Genomic DNA, 26,532 nt, shown 5'->3' with positions numbered 1-26,532 from the left:
CGACGGCCAGTAAACACGACGCGACGGCCAGTAAACACGACGCGACGGCCAGTAAACACGACGCGACGGCCAGTAAACACGACGCGACGGCCAGTAAACACGACGCGACGGCCAGTAAACACGACGCGACGGCCAGTAAACACGAATAATACTATCTAATACGAAATAAAAACCTGGGATCCCAGGTTTTTATTTTACTTCCAACTCGTATTCTTCATGTTCATGTAATCCTTCATCATTTTGAACGTGAATTTTAATGGAATACACTCCCGTTTCATTAAATACATGTTTTCCACTGTACTCCCCAGCTTTCGTTTCGCTGGCATCTACCCATTCATGTTTATCAGATATATCATCATTCCAAATTTCATAGCGGACGCGGGCTTTCTCCAATGGTTGATCATGATCCTGTAGATGGACAACAAATTCCGTATCTTTGCCTCTATCGATGGAGTCAGGTTTCATAAAGTGCATGCTAAAGTCTTCCGAATGATTGCCATGTTCGTGGTCTCCGTGGCCGTGATCTTCATGTGCTTGTTCTTCTTTTGCACCCTCACCGACTGTGACTGACTTTTTAGGCATCGTATGTAACCCGCGAGCCGTGACATGAACTTGGACCGTAAATAGACCATCCCGATCAAATGCTTTTTTTGCTTCATACGTGCCATCTTTATTATTAACAGAATCAATCATTTCGCTATCGTCTTTTTCACCTTCTTCCCACACTTCAAATACGACCTCGTCAGCATCGGAAACTTTTTCATCCCCTTGTATGACGGTCGCCTTAAATGGAACTTCCTCATTCACATCTGCTGTCTCTTGAACTTCTAAACTAACCTCAATGATTTTAGGGATATCATCTTCTGAACTGTTATTCGTTCCGCTATTACAAGCTGCTAATAAAAGAACAAGCATGCTTACACTTATAGTCCATAGTGTTTTCTTCAAATCGGTTCTCCTCCATGCTATTGATTGGGTGAATATACAACCATTTTACAATAATAGTATGTCTCTGGTGGAAGTGCAATGTTACTATTTAGTGAATGAGTAAAAGTTGTCATGATTTGGACAACATAAAAAAGCACAAGGACGTCATCACCTGTGCTCATGTATTCCCATCAATACATATTTTTAACCCTATAATTTATACTATTTAAACTGAACTGGACTCATCGTTTCATCCACTGCTTTCATTTCATAACCGTTATCTTTATAATACTTTAATAGTTTTTCTAAATGAGCCAGTGTGGTTGGCTTTTCATGCATTAATACGATCAATGGCTCTTTTTTATTAAATTGTATCGTTTGTTGAATGACACTATTTACGTAAGCCCCGTTCGTCATTTTCCAATCAGTTGAGTCAATATTCCAGTCCCATAAAATCATATTTTCTTTATTAGCCTCAGCTTTGAATGGAGCTGTAACGTATGGCTTTGATCCGTATGGAGCTCTGATAAGATGTGTTTGCACATTAGTTGTCTTTTGTATGAAGGCAATTGCCTTATTCATTTCTCCTACGAAGCTGGCTGGTGAACGGTACACTTTAGAGACATCATGGGATACCCCGTGAACACCTACAGCATGCCCATCTTTCACCATTGCTTTTACCGCCTTAGGATAATTTCTCATATTTGGTTCAAGCATGAAAAAAGTAGCTTTTGCGTTGTATTTTTTTAGTAATTTTAAAATATCCATTGAAACTGCATGAGGACCATCATCAAATGTCAAATAAACAATTTTGCCTGTTTTGGCTGGAGCCTTTTCTTTAGGCTGCTCTTTTTTAGGTGTTTTAACAGGGGGCTTTTCATTTGCTGGTTGTTCTGATTGTTGCTGATCCTTCTTGGAATTTTCGTTATGTTGCTTTACATCTTTTTGATGTTGCTCTATTTCTTGCTTATGCTTTTCTGTTTCTTCTTTTTGTTTATTAAGTTCTTCTTCATGCTTTCGTATTTCTTGTTTACGCTTTTCTAATTCTTGTTTTTGTTTTTCTATTTCTTGTTTATGCTTCTCTAATTCTTGCTCATGCTTCTTATTTTCATCATTGGTAGTTTGATCATTTTTTTTCGGATCTATGATTTGTTCATCACTTTCTAAACCTTGTTCGTCTTGATTCTTTTCTTTTGCCATATTTGTTTTGCCTTCAATGCTATCAGACTGTCTATCTTTTGCATTTACATTTTCTACAATTTTTGTCGGCATCAGTATATTTTTTCGTGCGGCAGCATTTTTTTCAGCGATTCCATCCCAGATGAAATAGGTTAGAACCATACAAAATAAAATAAATGAGCCTAACGTAATTTTCCCTAAACGATTTAATTTTCTTCTTTTCTTTCCCGACCCCTTCAATCCCTTCAACCCCTCGACATGATTCTACTAATATCATAAAACACATTCTTATAAAAAGCGTTACAAAAAGGTTACAATTATTACAGTTTAATTGTAATATATTTTAACTAATAATTGGGCAGAAAAAAATCCCTTCTCAAAAAAATTTGATGAAGGGAATGAAGAGATTAGTTGATTGCTAGTCCATCTTGTCGAGAAGAACTTGTTCCGGTCACAATTTCTTGCACTTCTAATCCATCTAATGTCTCTTTCTTCAACAGCATTCCTACTAAATTAGCAAATTCAGCTTGATGCGCGTTAATCATAAGCTCTGTTTTTTCCAATGCTTGTTGGAACAATTCCTGCATTTTTTCATCTTTAGCTTGTTTTTGGAAGGTTAAAGTAAATCCATCTTGTAGCATACCTGTTTCGACCATATCCTCTAAGATTTGCTTTGCTTGCTGAACATCTCCACTTACACCGATACTATGCTCTCCAAGATAGATACGCTCCGCTACGCCTCCTGCAAGAATCATGCTCACTTGATCCAATAATTCACTTGTTGTCGTTAAATGAAGTTCTTTTTGAATAGGAGCAACATATCCCAAAGCTTGTCCACGAGGTATAATGGTTGCTTTACGGACTGATCCTGGTTTTGTTAATGCTTGAATAAGGGCGTGGCCAGCTTCATGGATGGCAACGCGGCGTTTTGTGTCAGGATCATTTAAAGCTCGCGAAGTATTTCCAAGAATGGTTCGGTCAATGGCATAATCCAAATCCTCCATATTTACAACATCGCGGCCTTCGCGAACAGCTTTTCTACTTGCTGATTCAAATAAATTGCTAATTTGTGCACCTGAAAAACCAGTTGTACTTTCAGCGAGAGTATTTAAAGAAGCAAATACCTCGTGAGACAATCTTTTTCCTTTTGTGTGAATATCAATGATTTCTTTTCTTCCTTTTGTATCAGGTAATTGCACTTGAAATGTAAAGTCGGTTCTTCCTGGACGAAGGAAAGCATCATCCAACATATCTTTTCTATTCGTTGCTGAAATGAAAAGGATTCCGTCATTGGCATGGCCACCATCAAGTTGGACAAGCAATTCAGTCAATGTTTTCTCCGCTTCCTCGCCACCATGCTGCTTTCTTTTTCCTGCAAGTGCATCAACTTCATCAATAAAAATGACAGCTGGAGTTTGTTTTCTTGCATTTTCGAATAATCCTCGAATGCGGGCAGCACCTACCCCAACAAATAGTTCAGTGAATGCAGATCCACTTGCCGAAAAAAAGCTTGCTCCGATTTCATTTGCAATTGCTTGGGCAAGTAATGTTTTTCCCGTACCCGGAGGACCGTATAATAAAATCCCTTTAGGTGCTTTAATTCCAATTTTTGAGGAGCGGTCTGGATTTTTAATGATTTCCAATGTCTGATGGATTTCTTCTTTCATTTCCTCAGGCAAGCCGCCAATATCGTCCAGTGTGATGGTTGGAAGAGGTAACGGCTTTGACGTACTATGTTTCATTTTTGCAACGCCGATTCCGCCTTTTTTCTGGACAATGACAGCTGCGGCAATTAAAAGGATTAAGATCCCACCAATTATCCAATTTCCTGCCCGGCTTCCGTCAGAGTATTTATAGTTAATATTATATTTTTTTACAAGTTGTTCCACTAACGGGCTATTGGGACGAAAATGTGAAACATATTTTCCCTGCGGAGTGTCTATATAAATCGTACCGTCTGACATTTCTTTAAGAGTTACGAGATCGCCATTTTGAGCTTGAATTGTTTTTTCGATAGCTGAAAATGGAATGACAGTCCCTTTATTCATGGTCAGAACTGTCCATAAAATGACTACTGCTACAACAACAATACCAATGGCTAAAGGAACAATCTTCGATGCGATTCTGGAATTTGATCTCACTGTTCCATCTCCTTTTATAAAAAGCGCAAGCGTCTCGATCATCGACGTACTAATTACAGAGAATTCGGCTAAGATAAAGGAAACACGATGAGCCTTCAGGCGAATCGATGTTGACTTATCGTGGGGAGAAGTCTTGTAGTTCGCTAGTCGATAGCTGCTTGCGCTAGACATTATTTAAATAAGAATCTAGCAATAAGTATAACATTATTTTAATATAATGGTCATTATACATTTTATGACATTTGTATGAAGATTTTATTTTTCGCATGTAAAAAAGAACCTTGAAAAATATCAAGGTTCTTTTCGTAAATTTTAATTAACGCCAGTCGAGAAATCCTTTCTCCAAACCCCTAATTAAAATTTCTGCTGTTCCCATATTTGTCGCAAGTGGTACACCATACACGTCACAAAGACGCATTAAAGCTGAAACGTCCGGTTCGTGAGGCTGAGCTGTCAACGGATCGCGGAAAAAGATGATCATATCCATATCATTTTGGGCGATGTACGCTCCAATTTGCTGATCGCCTCCAAGTGGTCCTGATTGGAAACGGTGAATATCTAATCCTGTTGCTTCCATTATTTTTGTCCCTGTTGTACCTGTAGCAAACAACTCATGCTCTTGCAAAACTAATTTATAGGCAGTAGCAAATTGGATCATATCATCTTTCTTTTTATCGTGTGCAATCAATGCTATTTTCATCATCTTTCCCCCCAAGTTTAGAATTTCTCTGCTGATTCCCTATCAATACGCTTACTATAATTTATCCACTCGTATTGACGTAGTCTTACCTCATATAGTTTTAAACGATTACGGAATAGCTCCGGATTTTTTTTAATTTTTGCTAAATCTGACTTGTTGTTTTCTACCTTTTCATCAAGTTCATCTACAGTATGCTTCAATATACTTAACGGCTCTCGAAAGAAAATATGAACATCTCTGCCAATTGCTTTTTCAAGTAATTCAAACTGTTGGAAAAACTTTGTTGTAATGGAGTAAGTTGTTTCTTGGTACGTTTCGTTTTGTATATAGCTTTTATACGTATTAGCAAGTAAAGCATTATTTTTTGGGATTGCTCCAAATAATTTCCCAGCGCCTTTAAGCAGCACTTGAGAAGGTGTTCTTCTAAGTAGTATATTTTCTTTTTCAATAAGGACCGAACTCGTCATCCTGTCGATATCCCTTTTCCAATCGTCAATGATTTGAAAATCGCAAAGAAGTGTCAATTTTTCCTCAGCAAATAAAGCGTTAAATCCGTCAGCCCATTCTGTAATTTGATCTTGGCATTTTGATAGTTCCATTTGTGAAAAGGAAATCCAATCCTCAAGTGATCGAATAAAAATTGGGATAATCATATTATTTAAATATTCGTCAATTCTTTTATTCATCTCTTCATTTAAATCTAAATGAATTTTTCCAAAATCACTATCTTCTTTTATTATTTCCGATGATTCCCGAATTAATTTTGGAATCATTTTTTGTAAATCCGCTTTAATTTCTTCCTTGATATTGTTGTAGGCTACTCTGATAACTTGTACTTTTTCCTCTTCCAAATCCTGTAGTTGATGAATCGATCCTTGCATCCTCGTTAAAATATCATCATCTTCTTGGATTGATTCCGCTAATAATTGAGATGTTTTTTCTTGTTGTTCAAGCAAACTTGAAATACTTTTGCTAATAGCTAATAAAAGGTTTGTTGTCAGTTCATGCTGATCCATGTCTTCATCGTGTATGATCCATTCGATATTTTGCCCAACAACCAATTGACTAGATTCTGCCCAATTTTTAATAGATTGAAAGATTTCAATGCATTCGCGAAAAATATCGATATTGTGATTGACCTTGGATAAATCGAACTCTGCCTTTTCAACAGTTTCACCACCAAGTGTTTCAGAAAAAATATCATTCCACCCCAAAATTGCCGTAGAGACATACAGGGCATTATTTGCATCGGTAACTTTTTGCCATGCTTTTAAAAACGGAGGTACAATTTTTTCTACTACTGAAAAATCGTAAAAACCATTGACCAATTCAATAAACGAGCTCTCAAATAACTTGGATAAGCGACCGGCATTCGCTACTTTATTTTCCATGATTACGTCGTTTATTACATGCAGCCATGCGTGATAAGTATTTTGATTTTTATAATTCGCCCAAAGTCCCGCAACAATATCCTCAAATTGTATAAAATCATCCTGCGCTATAACCGTTAGTACTGGAGCAAAAAAGGATGGATCGTGATATTTTGCGCGCCCTTCATCAATATAAGAATTTAACGTTTTATACCAATTTTTGGACTTTGTACGAATAGCTTCGTTAGCAGCAAGTTCAATGGCCTGATTCCAATCTTCCTGATTTTCAAAAAAAGCACGGGCCAATTTTGTTACATTCGGATAATCGGGATTTACACCGACAGCATTAAGAATCATCTGCTTAGCTTCAGATAACTTACCTTTTGCAAAGTACAACCCAAACAGTTGAAGGGTAATTTCTGTAGTGAGTGTTAGTGAATCGGTCTTAATTGTTTGATAAATATTCTCTGCCGTATCCAATAATTCGAGTTCCATATAAGCATCTGCCATATTTTTTCTAGCCCATGGCTCTAGGTCATTATGAATACTTTCCCACTTAAAAATGGCAGCTTCATAATCTTGGCAATGATAATAAGCTTCACCTTGTGCAAAACGGATCATAGATAGATCGGGAAGATCCTTTTTTTGTTCTGTAAAAAATAAGTCCCCCAATATATTAATAGGATGTCGTTTTTCATTATCCAATACAAACGTCTGATAGTGTGTTTTTTGGATTAAGTTTTCTTCTAACCCCATTTATATCACCGTCTTCCAAATGAATTTTAATTAGAAATGCGGGAGCGCCTTGCCCATCGACGTACAGGCCCACAGGATGTGGGTCCGTCGACGTTGCCACAGGATGTGGCGGTTTTAGTCGACGTTCCTTCTTCGGCCCGAGACTTGAGATAAAGGAAACACGGCGAGTAACGAGCCGATGTTGACTACGCAAGTGAAAAGGACAAGAAGTTTGCTAGTCGAGAGGCGCTGGAGCTAGACATCGATATCCTAGCCTATATCAGCAGGATACGTAAGTCCTATCTGCCTTCTTGCTTCGGATAGAATACGAGCAGTTATTAAGGAATTTTCATAAGAATTGACTTTAGATTCCATTGTTCCAGATTTTATCACCTTAATAAACTCTTCTACCTCATAATACATAGAAGGAACAGTATAAGGTTGACCAATTTTTTCCGTTTTTCCATTTCGGTACCGGATTTCTACATTTTCTGGTGTCGAAATTTCATCGATGATAATACTCCCGTCCTCACCTTGGATTTCTGATGGAATATAAGAATTGACGATTTTGGAATGAGTCAAAACCGCTTCAAAATTATCATATTGTAAAATCAGGCTCCCACCTCCATCTACACCTGATTCAAGCATAACAGCGTTAGCTTGAATCTTTTTTGGTTCCCCAAATAAAACAACAAGGGGGTATACACAATAAATACCCAAATCCATTAAAGAACCATTCGAAAAAATAGGATTAAATGCATTTAATATAGTCCCCTCTCTATAGGCATCATAGCGAGATGAGTATTTTGAGAAATTAGCAAAAAACCTTCTTACCGTCCCAATTTTATGTAAATTTTCCTGAACTGCAATGAAATTCGGAAGCAATGTTGTTTTCAACGCCTCCATCAATAAAACATGATGATTTTTAGCAATTTGAATCATTTTTTCCAGTTCAGTAGGGTTAGAAGCAATAGGTTTTTCACATAAGACATGTTTACCATTTTGAAGGAATATTATAGATTGTTCTGCATGAAAGGAATTTGGACTTGCAATATAAACGGCATCTAAACCATCACTTTGAGCCATTTCCTCTATATTTGTATAAACGGTTTCCACATTATATTTTGCTGCAAACTTCTGTCCTTTTTCTTTAGTTCGAGAATAAACAGCAGAAAGTTGAAAATCCTCTATATTTTGAGCGGAACGAATAAACTCTTCTGTAATCCAATTCGTCCCAATTATTCCAAAGCGAATCATCCCTTACCCTCCCATTATAATGAAAATCTTTATATGTTTATTCTTACTATATTTCATTTGCGGGAATCTTGCATTTAAAAGATAGAATTTTATCGAATAATCAACTTTAATCATCCGAATAAAAGAAAAGACACCCCCTGCAATATAACTGGGCAAGCAGTTACTCAGGAGATGTCCCCGTAAATCTTTAGTATCTGATTAAAGGCCCTTAACTCGCTTGTCATCACTGTGATGCATTCTGTTGCCGAGCCCTTGTATTTTTAGTCCAAATATACGTTAGGATGAAACAGCCAAGTAATATAATTGCACCAAATGTAAATGGTATGTCCCTATGCCAGTCAAATAAGGTACCAGCTAATGCCGGCCCGATCATATTTCCTAAACTCATGTAGGAATTATTCATACCTGCGGCATATCCTTGTTCATCGCCAGCAGCTTTTGAAATTAACGTATTAACGGCCGGTCGAATTAAAGTAGTCGCGGTTGAGAATATAGTCGCAACGAATAAAATGATGTAAAAACTGCTGACAAATAACATGCCATAAAGACTGATTGCTGCTACAAACAGACCAAATAAAATAATCCTCATTTCACCGAACGCATCAAATAATTTATTAAGTGCAAACCCTTGAACAATGACACCAATAAAGCCGCCAACTGTAATGACAATAGCAATGTCATTTGGCGTATAATTAAATTTATATGTCAAAAACATCGTTAAAGTGGATTGGAAGTTAGCAATTCCAAAGGAAAATACAAATACAACGATTAATAAAACAAAATAGCTTGTTTTAAAAGAGCGGCTCATTTGTTGTATTATATTTTCTCCCTTCTGCAGTCCTTTTGGTCGCTCCTTAATTCCAGGCTTGATTGATGGTAGGATCATTAAAGACAAAATTCCGGCCAAGATTGTAGCGGACCCTCCAAAATAGAATGGGAAATGCAGGCTAATATTGGATAATAAACCGCCAATTCCTGGACCAATCATAAAACCCAATGAAATTGCAGCACCAAGCCAGCTCATTGCTTTTCCACGCTCTTCATTAGTTGTGATATCGGCAGTATAGGCCATCACTGGTGGAACGATAAAGGCAGAACCAACTCCGGTAAAAAATCGACAAAGATAAAGCATCCAAAGTTCAGTAGAAAGTCCAAAAGCAATTTGAGAAAGACCATTCAATAAAAGGCCGAAAATGATTAATTTTTTTCGGCCATGGCGATCTGATAAATTGCCCGCAGCTGGAGAGAAAATAAATTGTGCAAAAGCAATAATCGCTATCATAAAGCCTAGTGCTTGTCCAGCAGCTCCAAAGGTTTTCAGGTAAGTTGGCATAACGGGAACTATAATTCCAATCGCACTAAATGTGATAAACATATTGAACATTAATATATATAAAGCAAATTTTTTAGAGAATTTCATGTGACTTTACTCTTTTCAATAAAATAGTAGTCTATAATGAACTATATTATAGCTTTGTTTAACCCCATAAACAAATAATACTGTCTCCATGCAAACTTGGTAGAAGCATAATCACAAATTTTTATTGAAAATATTTCTTCAACCTCTTGCATCATGAACTTCTTGTGGTAGAATATTTTGTATATTCAATTCGACAACTAAAATAATTATATGTAATGATGAAGAAGGCTTTTAGATAATAGCTAAGAGAGTCGGTGGTTGGTGAAAACCGATGTATTGTCTAATGTTGCCCAGCACTTCTGAACTGGCTTTACGCCCGGCACCCGCCGTTATCGACTCGAGGCTGATAATTTAATCAGTGAACGAGGGTGGCACCACGATATCACGTCCCTCATAACTTGGCGAATGCACTTGTTATGGGGGCGTTTTCATTTTGGTAAGAAAAGCGCAAGCGCCTGTGTATCGACGTACAGGCCCATAGGATGTGGGTCCGTCGACGTCGCCACAGGACGTGGCGTTTCTTAGTCGACGTTCCTTCTTCGGGCATTCGACTGAGATAAAGGAAACACGGCGAGGTTGGAAAAGCGGAAGTCGCCTGATCAGCCCCGACAAGCAAATGTTCTGAGGCAAAAAAAGTCTGTACTTTGACTTTTATTGACTCAGGTTATTTGACCTCGAGGGGCTGGCGACTGCAGCTAGACAAGACGAGCAAGTGAAATTGGCTTTTCAAATTTCACCTGATGTTGACTTATCGTAGGGAGAATGACAAGAAGTTTGCTAGTCGATAGGCGCTGGAGCTAGACATGAAAGAAAAACTAAACAACATAGCAGAGGAGATATTGATATATCATGTATAAAATTCTCGTATCAGATGCAATTAGTGACAGTGGTTTAAAGGCACTTTATGATCATCCAAATTACACAGTCGATAAAAAACCAGGTCTGCCGGCTGAAGAATTAAAAGAAATCATTTCAAACTACGATGCATTAATTGTTCGCAGCCAAACGCAGGTGACCGCTGATATTTTAGAAAATGCGGATAAATTACAAGTAATCGCTCGTGCTGGTGTCGGCGTTGATAACATTGATGTTAAAGCAGCTACTAAAAAAGGAATCATCGTCATTAACGCGCCAGGTGCCAACACAATTTCTGCTACGGAACTGACGATGGCAATGATGCTTTCATTGGCAAGAAGCATCCCTCAGGCCCATGCCTCAACTTCAGTTGGAAAATGGGAGCGCAATTCTTTTAAAGGTGTTGAAATGTTTGAAAAGACACTTGGCGTTGTAGGAATGGGGAAAATTGGAACAGAAGTAGCTATGCGGGCTAAAAGCTTTGGGATGAAGATTTTAGGCTACGATCCATATTTGACTGAAGATAGAGCAGATCAGCTTGGAATCAAGAAAGCATCGTTAGATGATATTGCAAAAGAAGCTGACTTCATTACCATCCATACACCACTTATTAAAGAAACACGTGGCCTTATTAATGATGACTATTTAGCTAAAACAAAAGCTGGCGTACGCATCATCAATTGTGCCCGTGGAGGAATAATCGATGAGGCAGCTCTTGTAAGAGCATTAAATTCAGGAAAAGTTGCTGGAGCCGCACTTGATGTATTTGAATCAGAACCTTCAACAAATATGGAGTTATTATCTCATCCAAATGTCATCGTAACACCGCATCTTGGCGCCTCAACAGTTGAAGCCCAAGAAAAAGTGGCACATGAAGTAAGTGAAGAAATCATCGAAATTTTTGAAACACAATCCATTAGCCATGCGGTCAATATGCCGCAAATTTCTGGTGAGACTCATAAGAAACTTCAGCCATTTATTACTCTCGGAGAACAAATGGGAATGCTTGCTATTCAATTATTAAAAGAAGCTCCCGACAACGTGGAAATCAATTATTATGGTGAGCTTGCGAAAGAAAATACAGATTTACTAACTCGTACAATAGTTAAAGGCATCCTGTCCCACCATTTAGGAGATACAGTAAATCTTATCAACGCTCATCATTTGTTAAAGGATCAAGGCGTATCTTCCAACGTTTCTAAACATCCTAAGAGTAAAGGTTTTGCAAGTTACGTAGAACTTACCCTTTATAGAGATGGCGTCAAGTCCAATATTGCAGCAACTGTTTTGAACGGTTATGGAGCCCGCATTGTTAAAATGAATGATTATCGTATTGACATTCGTCCGGAGCCATATCTGTTGTATATAAAACATCATGATATCCCAGGCATGATTGGCCGCGTCGGTTCAACACTCGGTGATTTTGACATTAATATCGGTACAATGCAGGTTGGGCGGTCCGAAGTTGGCGGCGAAGCAATCATGGTACTTACTCTTGATAAAATTGCCGATAAAGACGTGATTCATGCTTTAACAGTAATAAGAGGTCTAGAATATGCACAATTCCTTGAACTGCCAAATGGCGGAGTTCCAGTGATGAGTTAACCTTTAGATAAATTGGACAGAACCCCGGGGATGTATGGGGTTCTGTCCACTTTTTACTGCTTTTGTACAGATTTGTTTTTTGAATCTCTCAAGGATTTTACAATCTGATGGACAGGTTTTCAAATCATGAAAAGGTTTTGTCCATCATGACTACTTTGATGGACAGGTTTTTAAATCGTGCAACGGTTTTGTTCATCATGATCTGGCTAACCGTAATACCAAATAAAAATATCCGAAGGAAGCGGGATCTTCCTCCGGATATTTTTATTTTACTAATGAAAGCACTAAATCTTTTACATCCAATACACTATCTAGAATGTATTTTGTATTGTGTTTTTCAAACTCTTCCCTTGCGTCTTTACCTGACAATCCTGTCAAAACAGCGGCAAACGTGCATCCCATTTTCCGAGCAGCGAGTAAATCTGCAAAAGAATCCCCTACAATCAATGTTTCCTTCCCGTTAGGAATCGGCATCGCTTCATCAATACATTCCTGATCTGTCTTCACTTTTCCGGACAATGCCTTAACATATGTAAATGGATGTGGTTTTGAAAGTGCCGATGCTGCTGGAAAAGTCCTTTCGGCAGCAAGAACATCATCGGCCGTAACTATGTAGTTTACATCAAAATGTTTTAACCAGCCTAAATATTTAAATGGCTCAATTGTCTCGAGCTCTGGTCGTCCTGTTCCAATACCGATTGTAACTCCTGCTTTTTTCAATGATTCAAACAATGCCGTAATGTCTTCTGTCGGCGCTAAAACCTTTTCGGCGGATAAAAATCCTTCTTTTCCAATTTGGACGGAAGGTCGACCTGTCGAGGCCAATACATGCTTATCCCCTACATACCACTCTTGAGAAACATGTTCACAAGTTGACCAGAATTCCCCTATTTCACCAAACAAAGTCCTTTCGACCCCGAGCTTTTCTTTTGCTAAAAAATCAAGATGTGAAAATAAGCCTTCTTTCGTACGTTCTGATTGTTCAAAGTCATCAAGAAATGCAGCAAAATCTAGATGTAGATCTTTTCCAGCTACTGCATTTCCAATTTCTAATAAAACATTACGATCAATTTCTTTGGAAACCCAATTCTTAACCTGTTCGGAATCTTTTATTTGTTCTAAAAGAAGAATGAGCTGATATGCTACAGTCAGATAAATCATATCCCAATTTGCGTTTAATCCGCAGGACTTTTGAAACTTTAGAACAAGATCGTTTTCAAAAACTGCAGCACGAATTACCTCGATTTCAGCATCAGAATAATTCACCTTAAATTTTCCCGAATCTAATCCCAAGTAATTTCGGCTGTATAATATTTCCCAAACTGTTAATGCTGAGGCATCAAAATAACGTTCCTCACTTAGTAAAACCCCATCCACATCAAACAAAACCGTCTTTATCATAATCCGTCTCCTTGCATACATGTTCGGCACTTCTACACTTTAGTGTACCATAGTATTACCTAGTTTCAATCCTCATCTTTTACATCTACATCTTCTGGAATCGGCTCATTCGCCAATTCTTCTACTAGTACCTTATATTTTTCAAGCTGCTCAAAATGTGTTTTGAATTGTTCCTTATAAATCAAAACTTCCCCATCACTATCCCGCAAAAAACGAATTTTCCCTTGTAAAATTAATTGTTCTACATAAGGAATAGAAACGGATAAATACTCTGCTGTTTCTTCAATAGTTAAATACATTTTTATCACCCCAACGCATAATTCTAATTATATAATACCATCCTTATATTTAAAGGAGTGATCAAAAAATGCCTAGAAAAACAAGGGATACAGGTTCGCAGGCTACTCCCCATTTTGACGGGGAATATGAAGATGTTATTAATGATCCGGGTATGCAAAGTGCGCAAATGGGACTGAATATAAATATTACTGGAAAACAAAATTCATTTCACGTTTCCGAGCTTCCGAATGACGATATGAAAAATTTTGAAAAGCTTACAAGAGGTAAAAATGTTGAATAATCAAAGAAAAGGCATGAATGGATCCTTATCATCATTGATCCATCCATGCTTCTTTTAATTCTTGTTTTACATTCTCAAGCCCGTCCATCCCGCCATAATATGCGATTTTCCCTTCGCTCAAATAGATTAATCTATCATCACCAGCCAGCTGTATCTCATCGACTAAATGAGTACTAATTATAATTATACTGTGATAAGAAAGTCGTTCAAGAATGCGTCGAAAGCTTAATCGCTCCCCGATGTCCAAACCTTCAAACGGCTCATCCAAAATACAAATTCGCGGTAGATTGATGAGGGCCTGAACGAAACCAACTTTTTGCCTTTGCCCTCCTGAAAGGTGACGAAGCTTCTTCCGTTTTACTTGTGTTAAATTACTTTCCTTTAGCCAATGGGCAACCATCTTTTTTACAAGCTTCCGTGGTATTCCCTTATGAAAAGCGATGTATGTTACATAATTTTCAACTGTCATATCTAAATGTCCAGTAAAATGTTGTGGAAGAAAACCAATGATTTTTCTAATCTCTTCAATACTTAGTTTTCTTCTGTATGTCCCAACTCGTTCATCTCTGACTAATAATGAGTAATTGATTTCCCCGTCATCCGGTTGTATGGCTGTTGTGAGAAGTTTCAAAAGTGTAGATTTCCCGGCACCATTATTTCCAACAACATATGTAATCCCTTTAGATAGTGAACACGAAATATCATTTAATACCTTCGTGTTTTCAATCGCGTATTCCACGTTGTTTAGTGCTATTCTCATTCCACATTCACCGGAAATCGTCTCTTAAATAAAACACTGCTCAATATAAGAATAGAAATACTTAAAATGATCCCATTCACGACTAGAAAATAATCATCACTTGGAGCTAGGAACAAAAGCTTTTTCTTTAATAATACTTGACTGAACCAAATGACCAAAGCAATCGACAACCCTATTTTTTGCCCTAACCAAAAAATCGCTGCAAAACCGATCACGCCAAAAAAGAAAACAGGAATAAAGGAACTCACTAAATACAATATCGTGCTTTCTTTCCCTACAACGACAAAACATAATGGGAGCGCCAGTACTAATTGGAATCCCATTACAATCATAAACCGGGTAAATATTTGTTGTATCATCGGATAATAACTTAATGTTTCAATGATCTCATTTCCTTCATTTTTAGATCGGAACGAATAACCAATTGCCGCAATGACAAGAAGCGTGATCCACTTAATCCAGCTTGCGAATCCAGTAATAGCATCACCATAATTTTCACTAATGGTAAAAGTGATGGCAATCATAAGAAGCCCAGTCAGCAGCCAGCTCGTCATACCGTAAAAATTCCATTGTGATAGAAACATATTTACTATTTTGGATTTAGTTGACAGGGAATGTTGCGTCATTTCTAGCTCCAGGCGCAAATCAACCGGACTTTCATTCTCCTCAATATTCTTAATTCGTTGAATCAAATCGAGCGTCATTTCTCTCGTCGGCTCCGGGGCAGTAAATCTTTCAAAATGAGTCTTCCACTCTTTTTCCGTTTTTGAAAGTTCTTGATTTTCACTCATTGACCCCAACCCCTTTCCGTTCATCCTCAACCAAAATGTTTTCCAGCTGTTTTAAGCCGCGTGCAATACGCGTTTTTACAGTATTTATAGGAATATCTAAAGCGAGTGCGATTTCCGAGTATTTCAAATCCTGATAGAAACGCAAATAAAGAACTGTCCGATAATCAAGTGAGAGTTGATTCAATGATTCTACCATCCATTGGCGTTCAAGCTGATGATCAATAATGTGATGAACGTGCCCTTTTCCTTCAATCTCCTTATCTGTCACATATTCAAGCCGGGAAGTGGGTTTCCGCCAATAATCCTTACAAGTATTAGTCGCAATTTTATACATCCACGGTTTAAATTGTTCAGGAACAAAGCCTTTTTGTCCTTGTTGATAGATTTTGAGAAACGTTTCTTGAACAATGTCTTCCGCCAATTTCTCATCACCCAACAATCTATAAACATAGCCATACAAAGGTTTATGATATCGGAAAACAAGGATATCGAACGCAGAATCTATCCCAAGGGTCAGCTGTCGCATATAGTCTTCGTCTTGCATTCTTATCCCCCCGTTTTTCGATTATTTATAAAAATAGCTACTACCATACATAATACTCCTAGTCCGATATAAAACAATCGGTTTAAAAGGATCCAACGGTTTTCAACTGCTAAAAATCCGCTGTCTCCACTTACAAAGCTTTCAACACTTCCATAAATAAGCAAAATTGCATTTAAATCACGCAATAATGGACCACCGAATAGGATCATCATCCAAAAGAAAATTCCAGCTATAATTCCTCCGAGTGAATGCTTCCCTATCATAGTTCCCAGGATGGAGAATCCTACTAAAGCCAAATATACTGGAATGGTAAAAACGAAGCCTTGCCACATCACTTTTCCATAAATAAAACCTAAAGGAATCGTCACAATACTTGTTAATCCGAAAAATATAACGGCTGAAAATAATGCCCTCTCTAATAAGAATTTCCACTTCGCTATCGGATACGTGATAAGCTGATTGTAAAATTTCGAATCCAAATCGATCGAAAAGCTCCATTGAATAATAAATACAAACCATATTGTGGCTGTTTTTTCATAAATAAGGCTAGATACATCATCTACAGTATACGACCCGTAGTTGAAAATAATTAGACCGACAATCGGAATAAGCAAAATGGACATAAGAGAATATATTGAAGTAAACCATAGTTTTAAAAATAGCCGCAGCCGAACCAAACATCCCTTCATCGTGTTGATTCTCCTTCGTATTGCTTTAAGGCTTCTTCCATGTCAAAGTCCAGTTTGTTGTCAAGGCCTTTCCAATCATTGAGAAGATATTTTACCACCTCTTTGAATGATTCCAAACCTTTTTCCTCATAAGGATGCAATAAATTTAAAGGTGTAAGATCCTCGCCAGCACCCCACCATGTTGATTTATACCATTCTGTAAAACTAATCTGTTCATGTAAATGATCCATAATCAGCCATTCCATCGCATCATTGATTATTCTAAAATCGTCATTGTAACCTTCAGAGATTTCTGGGGATATTTCATTAATTATTTCATATGCAATATCCCAATCATCCAAATCTGCACTTCTCATCACAAAAAAATCGTGATTAGCGCCATTTTTTGTAAGATAATAATAGTTATGACTCATGACATAAATAACAGAGGGACTCATCGTAATCCCTAGCCAGTCCTCCACAAAACTCCAAGCGCTTTGATATCTTTTTATCACGTTTTTAGCACCATTAAATACTTCAGGATGTGCAACAACTCTAATCGAGCCTATACTCTCTTCCTTAAAGTTTCCCCCTACCAAAGAAAGACCGTATTGGGATGTTCCTTTAAACCTATCTTTACTTACTGCGGGAATCGTCAATGCAAGCGGAGTTTTTTGATTTTTCCTTTTTATCTCAACTAAAAACTCCGTGGGAAAATCTTCTACAAGCCGAGCATTTCTTAGTTCAAACTGTGCATACAGATTATTATGGTCCCGAGCAATGACTAGATTACGATTCCCAATTAACGGATACCAACCCGCTTCTTTTGGAAGATACACTCGTTCCTTTTTTATAAAAGCTTGTTCGATATAGCCATCGTCGCGATATTGCAAGACTTTCCCGTCATAATGAAGGTTTAGGTCAAATGTTTCGTTCGGCTGGATAGCTTGTTCAAAATGTAATGTGATTAAATCTCCTTCCCGTGAACATGATACAGCCTTATCGCTTGTACAATCATTAATTTTCAGCCCGTGATATAAAGTCAGGTATACATCATTTACTGACTCGGTGCTGTTATTTTTTATCGTTAAGGCGCTTTGGACGCCAATGTGATCATCCTCTTGAAGTTCCACACTTAAATTTGCTTTTTCCATTGCAAATTCATATGGTTCATCATCTTTATAATCCTCATAATAGGAATTCATCCAAGCGTAAAATGACTCATCATCATCGCCTAAAAACGACTCTTTATATTGGTGGCCTGTTGAAAGATAGTGTTTTAGCGCATGGTCATATTGAATGTAACGCATTCCACTTAAAACAATAGTAGGTATCAAGAAGATTGTTATAATAATTGGAATCATCTTTTTCTCTATATTACTTCTACGATTACGTCGAAACAATAAAAGAACTAATGCGATAATTACAATTCCCCAAAAAACAATGGCACTTTGATGGTAAATTGTATTTTTAAACACATAATGAATCCCCCATATCCCCTCATATGGAGTTTCAATAAACATAAAATCAAATGGAGTTAATAAATGGAACTTTGGATTATCCCATACTTGGGCTCGTCCAGTATAGTCAAAGGGTAAAAGTAAACTTAGTACTAAAAGAGCTGGGACAGCAAGATACGCTATCATTGATTTAATCAATATCGCAAATAAAAATGCAATCGAGATCAGAATAAAAAATGCTCCTTCCATTTGCATGAACACGTAAAAAATATTTTTAAACCAATCCCCAATCGTCATTTCCGCACTTATAAACCATACAGCTTGAACTACAATCGTAATGGCCGTGATACATAAACCGTAAAGTTGAGTGATCAGCCATTTCCCAATAATCCAATCCACATTCTTCACTTGGTAAGTTACAACTAATTGTTCAAAATCGTTATCTCTGTCTTTACTTGCCATATATACGGCAAAAAGCATTACAATGAGAAGGTTTAGCAGCAGGATCCATATGAAGCTTTGGTAGAATTCAGCTGCTCGTTCTTCATAATGAATAGGCTGAATTTCATAAGAGATAATGACATATACCCAATACAATATATTTAGGAGCGGCGGAATGACCATAAATTTGTTTCGTAGTAAGATCAACCCTTCATTTTGAAAAACGGATTTCATCACGCTCATGACATCACCCCGTTTATAATCGCCATATAGCCATCCTCAATGGAGGGTTGTACAGGGGTCACTTCCCCAGATGGTTTTTCCTTTGAAATAATTCGAAAAACAACTCGATCTTTTTCCTTTCGACTAGAAATAATAACATATTCTTTTTCTACTTTATCGTATTCGGAAAAAGGCGCTGCTAACTCCCAAACTACTTTTTTCGCCATATCAGCTAAATCTTCGGTGGATCCTTCGAAAAGAACCTCACCGTGATTAATGACTGCGACTTTTTCACAGCTTGATTCAATATCACTAATGATATGGGTTGATAAAATAATAGAATGGTCTTTACTCAACTTTTCTATCAAATTTCGAAAACGAATCCGTTCCGATGGGTCAAGTCCAGCTGTAGGCTCGTCTAGGATAATTAATTTCGGATTTCCGATTAAAGCTTGGGCGATTCCAAGCCTTCTCTTCATTCCTCCTGAATAGCCTTTTATCTTTTTATTTGCATGCTGGACAAGGTTCACTTCTTCCAGCAGCTTCTCTACCTGCTCGTTTCTTTCTTGCTGGTCCGTCACACCTTTCATGGAGGCAACATAATGAAGAAATTCCCTCCCCGTAAATTGGGGCGGCACGTTAAAATGTTGTGGTAAATACCCGAGCAGCCGTCGCACCTTATCTCCTTCTTTTACTAAATCAAAATCGTAAATTGTTACGATCCCTTCTTGAAAAGGAAGAATTGTACTAAGAATTTTCATTAGCGTTGATTTCCCCGCTCCATTGGGGCCAAGAAGCCCGAATAACCCCGTTTCCATATGTAGATTAATATTTTTTAACGCTTGGAATTTACGATAGGATTTTTGTAATCCTTCTATTTTTATAGTCAACATATATCCCCCTAAAAAACCTTTCTGCACCTTACACGTAAGGAAGAAATAAAATGTTTCACTTTATATACTTTTTTCACAATTCATGGTGATTTTACGCCAAGATAGAAAGTTGAATATATTTCATTGTAAAGCAGTATAGGATTATCGTATTAATTCTGACTTTCATCCATGCTACGAGAATATATGGCGATTGAGGAAGTTCATTGATGACTTTTACCTTCCATATGGTCTCAATACGCGGATTGAGGCAGTTCATCAATTATTTTTATCTTCCATATGGTACAGGAGTGATTAACGATCTAATTGAAATTTCATCCGTTAATTAAGAATAAAGTGAAGATTTCCCGCTAAACAATGAAAAAAACAGCATCGGATGGAATCATCCAATTCTGTTTCACTTTTTTTAAAATTTAATTAAATTAATTTTACATTTTTTTTGCATTCCAAATGTTAATCTCACCAATTTTCAATCCGAATAACCTTAACGATTTTGCCATCTTCTACGATAATTTGCAACTCCCCAGATTGCATATTACTTAGAGAATCCACAATTACTTCCAATTTGTCGTCATCCACCTTTATTTTTTCCGCCATTCCCCTCATCCCCTAAATTCGTAATTTGCACAAAACAGAATAAAAAAAGACCTCTTAAATTAATAAGAGATCTGCGCTGTTATAATTAAGCATCGTCTCTTATCTGCCAGATCATTAAAATCTGCTGGAATTGGCACCGTTTGAATACGAATGATTCAATGGTTGCCGAGGTTTCAACGGGCCAGTCCCTCCACCTCTCTGTATAAGAGTTATGAAAATATGAATTTTAACGTTAAACTTAATTCTATTTTGAAAAAATTGAGTTGTCAACTGGCAAATATGTTTTATAACACATTGGTGATACAAAAAAAGCTATACAAATTCTCTAAATTAGTTATAATAGACGATGTTGAACTTTTTTCAACAATCGTAATACGTGGTTCGAAACCATCCCACGTAAAAAAACTAGGGAGAGAATTGAATATGAAAACAAAAACATTGGTAATCAATGGGATTTTAGCCGCACTTTATATTGTGGTGACTCTTTTGATTAAACCAATCGCTTTTTCAAGCATCCAGTTTCGATTATCTGAGATGTTTAACCATCTAGTTGTATTTAATAAGAAATACTTTTTTGGTGTCGTTGTTGGTGTATTTATAGCAAACTTGTTATTTTCGGAGTTGGGATTATATGATCTTATCTTCGGGGTTGGTCAATCGATTATCGCTTTATCTATTACGATATTTTCAAGCAAATTTATCAAAAGCATTTGGGGAAGAATGATTTTTAATACGATCATTTTTTCCTTTACGATGTTTCTAATTGCTATAGAGCTTAACTTAGCACTCGGCTTCCCATTTTGGATTACTTGGTTTACTGTCGCTATTGGAGAATTTATTGTGATGATTATCGGTGCTCCTCTCATCATGGCACTAAATAAAAGAATTAACTTTGAAAAACTACTTTCATAATCTCAAAAACCCCTTTCGAGCGAAAGGGGTTTTTCATTTATCCAGAAATATAACTTTTTAGCGCTTGTTCCAAGGATGCGACTATACTAGCTTCTTCAAAAGTGATTCCTAGAAGAACCATATTTTTTACAACTTCTGGCCGAAGTCCGGATATAATTGCTTTACAGCCCATTATCACTGTTCCGTCAATGACCCTTTTTAACTGATCAATGACATCGGGTTCCATCTCGGCTACTCCAGATAAATCAAAGATTAATGTTTGTATCTTTAAAACAGAAATTTCAGTTAGTACTTTTTCTAATATGAAATTAGCCCGCTTTGAATCAATGGGTCCAATTAGAGGCAGGACACATGTTTTTGCAGTAACAGGAATAATAGGGACTGAAAGATGCTCTACGATTCTATTTTGTTTCTCTATTAATGTATCCTTATATTCGGAATAGCTCATAAAAAAGCAATTCAAGAATTGGTCGATTTGATTATTAATCTTGTTTTCAAGACTATAAAATTCTTCTTTACTAATCGCATTATCTTTGATGCTGTCAAACCTGTGTAAAAACGTCCATATTGTTCTTCTAATTGCGTGAAGCCACTCTAGCTTGAAAGCCAATGTTAATGAAAATTTCGCCCAAATTTTTCCCTCTTGGTTTGCAAATTCAATTACCTCCGACTCTCTTTCTTCAATTACATAAAGAGTAAGAAGGTGTGCATTTTCTAATAAATTAATATTACCAATTGAATGAATGATATCAATTTTATCCCTGACATTTACTGCTTCAGCTAATAGCTTCTCTTCAAATTCTTGGCGATTTTCGATAAAAAACTCTTTTAACGCCATTTCATCATATGCAGATTCCACGATATCTTTCCCCTTTTTTGGTGAATTGAATCTCATAATCCTGAACCTGATCCTTTTTAATCTTATCATAACCTAATTTTCTAAGACAGATTGCAAAGCTACGATGCTCTAAAGCATAAGACCAGCCCCATTTTTGAGCAGGAACTGGTCTTATTTTTTTGAAATATAGCGCTTTCGCATTTCTTACTACTTTTTTTCTGGTGGAACTTCTTTGTTTAACACATCAAAGAATTTAAGAACTGTAAAGTAACTTAAACCTAAATCTCCCAAACCTTCGTATGCTGATACGATATCGACACTGCAGCGTAAAGGTTCAACTTGAAGAACGGTTACAACCATTTGGTTTTGCCTCATCGTCTTTCTCTCAATTAGCATTTCACCGCGTTCCGCATCCAAATGCGTCAACTTCCAGCCAGGAAGTTTATTATTAACGACAAACGTGATCTTTTCGAGAAGCACACGTTTATTCACTTTATAATAACGTGTTTTTAATTTTGGATCTTTCGCACGATCGCTTGTTTCTGTACTATTTCTCCATAGTCCAGTTAATATACGAGCAATAGACACGCTTTCCCCCCCTTTTTTATAAAATCTAGTAATTATATAGGCATGCGTATATTATATGTCTTTTCAGATGGTTATGTCTATTATGCTGTAGTTAAAATACAAAAAGAAAAGAAAGTCGCGTTTTAGACTTCCTTTTCTCTACATATTATTGTCTTGCAGACCAATCTACCGCCCGTTTTTGTAAATCATCTAAAAACTTTTGAATATCCGGAGCTTGGTCATTTGCGGCTTGGCTGATAAATCCGTTGATTGCCGGAGCAATTTCACTACTGAAGAATGGATTAGCCTCATCCATCATGACAGAAGGAGAAACGTCTGCTACTTCCATCGCTTTTTTTACAAACTTATCTTCCGGTAATACGAAGTCCGCTTCTGCTAGAGTCGGTGTAGCTTGGAAGTTCTCATAATTCCATTTTTGAGTTTCATAGCCTGCCAAAAACTTCATTACCTCCCAAGATGCTTCTACGTTTTTCGCATTCTTCGCCATGACAAATGGGTCCATCGCTACCCATCCTTGACCTTTAGGTCCAAGGTTTAATACTGGAACAAAGCGATTTAATAATTCTTGGTCTTTATTAGCACGATATTCACCCATTGTTGCACCACCGGAGTGGTCAAGAGCAATAGCAATATTATTTGTTTCAATACCAAAGTTTTCAGCACCTTGGCCGTTTACAAACTCAACTGGTGGATATTTCGCTGCTGCCTTAATCCATTCCAAAACTTTAACCATTTCCGGTTCATTTAATTTCCATTCAATATTTTTAAGATCATCCAAAGCACCTACAGCTCCAACAGCTCCATAAGCATGGGTCAAGGCAACGAACGTTGAAGCATTAAGTGCATTTCCGCTCCACCATAATCCATAGTTATCTTCACCTGTAACAGGATTTTTACCTGTCATTTGTTTTGCTTTATCCAATATTTCTTCAGGTGTTGGATTCTCGGATAATGGCTCAACTCCCCAGTCTTCAAACATCTTTTTGTCATAAATGGTTACCCTTTTTCCTAAGATAGCAGGAAGTCCAAAGCGGGTGTTTCCATCATAAGCAACAGTACTGTAGGAGTTTTCCCAAATTCCCTTCAAATACATATCTCCATTAAACCCGGTGTCATTTGTCAATAAATCATCGATGCTTCTTAATAATCCTTGCTCCATCCATTGGGCAGCAAAGGCCCCACCAGAATAAATTAAATCTACATCATCCGATTGCAGCATGGCAGTTTGTTTCGCTTGTGCATTTTCCCATGGAACCTGATAAACTTCCAATTTAATATTTGGGTATCTAGGATAAAATTCTTCTTTTAAAAATGTTTCAAATCCAATATTGTCTATTCCTGTAATCGCATCAATTCCATCCTCGAGCTGCCATCCAGCTAAAGAAACCCGAACTGTTGCCTCCATATCCGAAACTACTTCAATATCACTTTTCTTATTATTATTTTTACTGCCCCCACCGGAAGAAGAAGAACACGCCGCTAATGTAAAAACTAAAAGCAAACCACTAAACACTGCTAAAAATTTCTTCATTGTTTGCCCCCTTAAAGGATTTTATAACGTAAGAAAAACAAAATAGATTATATTATTACAAAGCAGCACCACCTCCTAAAAGGTAATCAATCGACCAAAGAAAAAATTTTTACTGTTTAATACCGGATAGGGCGATACTCTCGACAATATAACGCTGTAGGAATAAATATAAAGTGATAACTGGAATTAAGCTGACGGTAGTTGCTGCCATGATGATGGAAGGAAGTGGCTGGCTCTTATTATATGTAAACATCGCCAAACCAAGTTGAATGGTATATTTATCTGGTGTTTTCAAGGCCAATAACGGCCATAGTAAGTCATTCCATACACCTAAAAACTGAAGAATTGTCATCGTTGCAATAATGGGGATACATAGCGGAAAATATACTTTGAAAAAAACCTTAAATTCTCCAGCTCCATCAATGATTGCTGCCTCCCTAAGTGTAGAGGGGAGCTGATCAATAAAAGATTTTGCCAAGAAAGTTCCAAAAGCATAGTTAAGTGCAGGTAAATAGAACGCCCAATACGTATCTAGTAGTTTTATTTTTGCAAAAAGCAAGTACTGAGGGATCATCGTCATTTCAAACGGAATCATCATCGTACTTAAAGCCAAAACTAGTACAATCATCGATCCTTTAAATCTTAATTTGGAAATAGCATACCCCGACAACAGTGCCGACATCATGCTCACAAATATGACGCCTATTGAAATAATCATAGAGTTAATCATATATCTAAGCATCGGGATGTTTTTGAAAGCGAGTTCATAAGTTCGCGTAGAAAAATCCTTCGGCCAAAACCTTGGCGGAAATGGAATATTAAGCCTTGCAGCCCAATCAAAACTTGTTAGCAGCATCCAAACAAAGGGAATAATCATAATTAAAGAACCTACCAATAAGACAAGTAAAAGGGATAAGCTTCCTAAAAGTCTAGATTTTTGCAATGATTTCCCTTGAAATACATTTGGTTCTTTTGTTTTTAAATTTGAGAGGTCGAGCGGGTTGCTCATTTATATCCACACCCTTCTAATCAAGATTGCTTTTCCTATTTGATAGCAACATAAGAACTGTCAAAATAAGGATAATCATGAACAAGATATACGAAGCAGCAGTTGCTATACCCATTTGACTTGCGAGGAATGCATTTCTATAAATATATAAAACGACTGTCATTAATGAACCAGCTGGGTTTCCTGCCGTTCCTCCAATTAGCCAAACATCCGTAAAACGCTTCATTGCACTGATTGTACTAATGATGACCATAAATAAGATGATTGGTTTCAAATAAGGAACTGTTATGTAAAGCCACTTCTTAAACCAATTGGCCCCGTCAACCTCCGCCGCTTCATACAAGTCTCTAGGCACGCTCGTCAATGCTGCGATGAAAATAATCGTATTATATCCTAGCATTCCCCATAAGGTCATTAAGACAATACTGAACCTTGAAAAGCTTGGATTAGTAAACCAGCCAATAGGATCCATTCCTGCGAAACTTAATACGAAGTTTAAAAGTCCTTCCTTACCCGGATTAAATAAGAACTGAAAGAGAATACTAGTCGCAACAAGTGAAACGACGTTGGGGAGAAAATAAACTCCCTTAAAAAAATTTCTCCACTGAAGCCATGGAATATTATGAATAAATGTAGCGAGAATAAAAGAAAAAGCGGTCCCTAATATTACTGCCAAGATACCCATGTAAACTGTATTGTATAGTGACTTCCAAAAGATTGAATCCGATAATACAAACTTGTAATTTGATAGTCCTATCCATTCGCCGCCAAATGAAGAAGCTGACTTTTGAAAACTTAATACGAGAGCCCCGATCATGGGATAGATAGCAAATGCTAATACACCGATCACTAACGGTGCTGAAAACAAATAACCCGCCCAATCAGTTGATGTGAATTTCTTCCTTTTGCGAGATTTAATCGCCATACTTTTATTCATGGATAGATCGGCTTTCCTTTCCATTATTTCACCCCTTTTTTCAAAGTCGTATTGTCAAAACATCTATAGTAAAAAGTTAATAATTCCTTGATATAAAAGGGTTTATAAGCAAAAAACTTGCCACCCCCATAATTTTAGGATAAAAGTGAGGTTACCACACACACACCAAAATCC

The 26,532-nt window shown here is 37.1% G+C and carries 24 protein-coding genes and 2 riboswitches; of the genes, 3 read left to right on the top strand and 21 right to left on the bottom strand.

Annotated elements, in window-relative coordinates:
• Nucleotides 1-189 precede the first annotated feature (189 nt).
• From NQ185_RS19810 to NQ185_RS19780, 7 genes are all read right to left on the bottom strand, one after another.
• Nucleotides 190-948, bottom strand: coding sequence for a FixH family protein (locus tag NQ185_RS19810; RefSeq protein ID WP_257583816.1), 759 nt, complete (start codon nt 946-948; stop codon nt 190-192).
• A gap of 201 nt (nt 949-1,149) precedes the next feature.
• Entirely contained in the window at nt 1,150-2,346 is a 1,197-nt protein-coding gene (locus NQ185_RS19805) for a polysaccharide deacetylase family protein (protein WP_257583815.1), read from the bottom strand.
• A 167-nt stretch (nt 2,347-2,513) separates the two neighbouring features.
• Nucleotides 2,514-4,247 carry an AAA family ATPase gene (locus NQ185_RS19800; RefSeq protein ID WP_257583814.1) on the bottom strand — a complete coding sequence of 578 codons (1,734 nt, stop codon included), beginning with the start codon at nt 4,245-4,247 and terminating at the stop codon, nt 2,514-2,516.
• A 316-nt stretch (nt 4,248-4,563) separates the two neighbouring features.
• A complete protein-coding gene (mgsA, locus tag NQ185_RS19795; RefSeq protein ID WP_257583813.1) occupies nt 4,564-4,947 on the bottom strand; it encodes a methylglyoxal synthase in 384 nt (127 codons plus the stop codon).
• Between the two features lie 17 nt (nt 4,948-4,964).
• Entirely contained in the window at nt 4,965-7,073 is a 2,109-nt protein-coding gene (locus NQ185_RS19790; protein ID WP_257583811.1) for a tetratricopeptide repeat protein, read from the bottom strand.
• Between the two features lie 249 nt (nt 7,074-7,322).
• Complete coding sequence (locus tag NQ185_RS19785) at nt 7,323-8,309, bottom strand: Gfo/Idh/MocA family protein (RefSeq protein ID WP_257583810.1); 987 nt, start codon at nt 8,307-8,309, stop codon at nt 7,323-7,325.
• A gap of 223 nt (nt 8,310-8,532) precedes the next feature.
• The gene (locus NQ185_RS19780) at nt 8,533-9,729 is read right to left on the bottom strand and encodes an MFS transporter (protein ID WP_257583809.1); all 1,197 of its coding nucleotides are present in this window, start codon (nt 9,727-9,729) and stop codon (nt 8,533-8,535) included.
• Nucleotides 9,730-10,578: 849 nt separating this feature from the next.
• On the opposite strand from NQ185_RS19780, the gene serA reads away from it, so the two are divergent.
• Nucleotides 10,579-12,189, top strand: coding sequence for a phosphoglycerate dehydrogenase (serA, locus tag NQ185_RS19775; RefSeq protein WP_257583808.1), 1,611 nt, complete (start codon nt 10,579-10,581; stop codon nt 12,187-12,189).
• Nucleotides 12,190-12,453: 264 nt separating this feature from the next.
• Here the strand turns inward: serA and NQ185_RS19770 are convergent, their stop codons facing one another.
• Entirely contained in the window at nt 12,454-13,590 is a 1,137-nt protein-coding gene (locus NQ185_RS19770) for an HAD family hydrolase (protein ID WP_257583807.1), read from the bottom strand.
• 65 nt (nt 13,591-13,655) lie between these two features.
• Nucleotides 13,656-13,889, bottom strand: a complete 234-nt coding sequence (locus NQ185_RS19765) for an excisionase family DNA-binding protein (RefSeq protein WP_257583806.1) — start codon at nt 13,887-13,889, stop codon at nt 13,656-13,658.
• Between the two features lie 68 nt (nt 13,890-13,957).
• Here NQ185_RS19765 and NQ185_RS19760 point away from each other — a divergent pair, with 68 nt between their 5' ends.
• Nucleotides 13,958-14,170 carry a hypothetical protein gene (locus tag NQ185_RS19760; RefSeq protein ID WP_257583805.1) on the top strand — a complete coding sequence of 71 codons (213 nt, stop codon included), beginning with the start codon at nt 13,958-13,960 and terminating at the stop codon, nt 14,168-14,170.
• Between the two features lie 31 nt (nt 14,171-14,201).
• On the opposite strand, the gene NQ185_RS19755 is transcribed toward NQ185_RS19760, so the two are convergent.
• From NQ185_RS19755 to NQ185_RS19725, 7 genes are all read right to left on the bottom strand, one after another.
• The gene (locus NQ185_RS19755; protein WP_257583804.1) at nt 14,202-14,930 is read right to left on the bottom strand and encodes an ATP-binding cassette domain-containing protein; all 729 of its coding nucleotides are present in this window, start codon (nt 14,928-14,930) and stop codon (nt 14,202-14,204) included.
• Nucleotides 14,927-15,721 (bottom strand): hypothetical protein, encoded by a 795-nt coding sequence (locus NQ185_RS19750; protein WP_257583803.1) that lies wholly within the window; start codon nt 15,719-15,721, stop codon nt 14,927-14,929. Before NQ185_RS19750 ends, NQ185_RS19755 begins: the two co-directional genes overlap by 4 nt.
• On the bottom strand, nt 15,714-16,265 hold the full coding sequence (locus NQ185_RS19745; protein ID WP_257583802.1) for an RNA polymerase sigma factor: 552 nt from the start codon (nt 16,263-16,265) through the stop codon (nt 15,714-15,716). Before NQ185_RS19745 ends, NQ185_RS19750 begins: the two co-directional genes overlap by 8 nt.
• Before the next feature lie 2 nt (nt 16,266-16,267).
• Nucleotides 16,268-16,954: a hypothetical protein gene (locus tag NQ185_RS19740; RefSeq protein WP_257583801.1), complete on the bottom strand. Its 687-nt coding sequence runs from the start codon at nt 16,952-16,954 to the stop codon at nt 16,268-16,270.
• Nucleotides 16,951-19,077, bottom strand: a complete 2,127-nt coding sequence (locus NQ185_RS19735) for a hypothetical protein (protein WP_257583800.1) — start codon at nt 19,075-19,077, stop codon at nt 16,951-16,953. The genes NQ185_RS19740 and NQ185_RS19735 overlap by 4 nt, the downstream gene beginning before the upstream one ends.
• Nucleotides 19,074-19,946, bottom strand: a complete 873-nt coding sequence (locus tag NQ185_RS19730) for an ABC transporter ATP-binding protein (protein ID WP_257583799.1) — start codon at nt 19,944-19,946, stop codon at nt 19,074-19,076. Before NQ185_RS19730 ends, NQ185_RS19735 begins: the two co-directional genes overlap by 4 nt.
• 459 nt (nt 19,947-20,405) lie before the next feature.
• A complete protein-coding gene (locus NQ185_RS19725) occupies nt 20,406-20,543 on the bottom strand; it encodes a DUF2292 domain-containing protein (protein WP_257583797.1) in 138 nt (45 codons plus the stop codon).
• Between the two features lie 96 nt (nt 20,544-20,639).
• A riboswitch (SAM riboswitch) is annotated at nt 20,640-20,752 on the bottom strand.
• A 161-nt stretch (nt 20,753-20,913) separates the two neighbouring features.
• A riboswitch (PreQ1 riboswitch) is annotated at nt 20,914-20,958 on the top strand.
• Between the two features lie 8 nt (nt 20,959-20,966).
• Between NQ185_RS19725 and NQ185_RS19720 the strand changes: the two genes are divergently transcribed.
• Nucleotides 20,967-21,455 (top strand): QueT transporter family protein, encoded by a 489-nt coding sequence (locus tag NQ185_RS19720; RefSeq protein WP_257583796.1) that lies wholly within the window; start codon nt 20,967-20,969, stop codon nt 21,453-21,455.
• Nucleotides 21,456-21,492: 37 nt separating this feature from the next.
• On the opposite strand, the gene NQ185_RS19715 is transcribed toward NQ185_RS19720, so the two are convergent.
• The 5 genes from NQ185_RS19715 to NQ185_RS19695 all read right to left on the bottom strand — a co-directional run bounded on the left by NQ185_RS19715 (nt 21,493) and on the right by NQ185_RS19695 (nt 26,382).
• Complete coding sequence (locus NQ185_RS19715) at nt 21,493-22,314, bottom strand: STAS domain-containing protein (protein ID WP_257583795.1); 822 nt, start codon at nt 22,312-22,314, stop codon at nt 21,493-21,495.
• A gap of 186 nt (nt 22,315-22,500) precedes the next feature.
• Nucleotides 22,501-22,881, bottom strand: a complete 381-nt coding sequence (locus NQ185_RS19710; protein ID WP_257583794.1) for a hypothetical protein — start codon at nt 22,879-22,881, stop codon at nt 22,501-22,503.
• Nucleotides 22,882-23,026: 145 nt separating this feature from the next.
• A complete protein-coding gene (locus NQ185_RS19705) occupies nt 23,027-24,412 on the bottom strand; it encodes an extracellular solute-binding protein (RefSeq protein WP_257583793.1) in 1,386 nt (461 codons plus the stop codon).
• Between the two features lie 109 nt (nt 24,413-24,521).
• On the bottom strand, nt 24,522-25,421 hold the full coding sequence (locus tag NQ185_RS19700) for a carbohydrate ABC transporter permease (RefSeq protein ID WP_257583792.1): 900 nt from the start codon (nt 25,419-25,421) through the stop codon (nt 24,522-24,524).
• A gap of 16 nt (nt 25,422-25,437) precedes the next feature.
• Nucleotides 25,438-26,382 carry a carbohydrate ABC transporter permease gene (locus NQ185_RS19695; protein ID WP_257583791.1) on the bottom strand — a complete coding sequence of 315 codons (945 nt, stop codon included), beginning with the start codon at nt 26,380-26,382 and terminating at the stop codon, nt 25,438-25,440.
• Nucleotides 26,383-26,532: the final 150 nt, after the last annotated feature.

The sequence above is a fragment of the Lederbergia panacisoli genome, from assembly GCF_024626525.1.
Classification (GTDB): domain Bacteria; phylum Bacillota; class Bacilli; order Bacillales; family Bacillaceae_C; genus Lederbergia; species Lederbergia panacisoli.
This window is presented reverse-complemented; position numbering and strand designations above follow the sequence as displayed.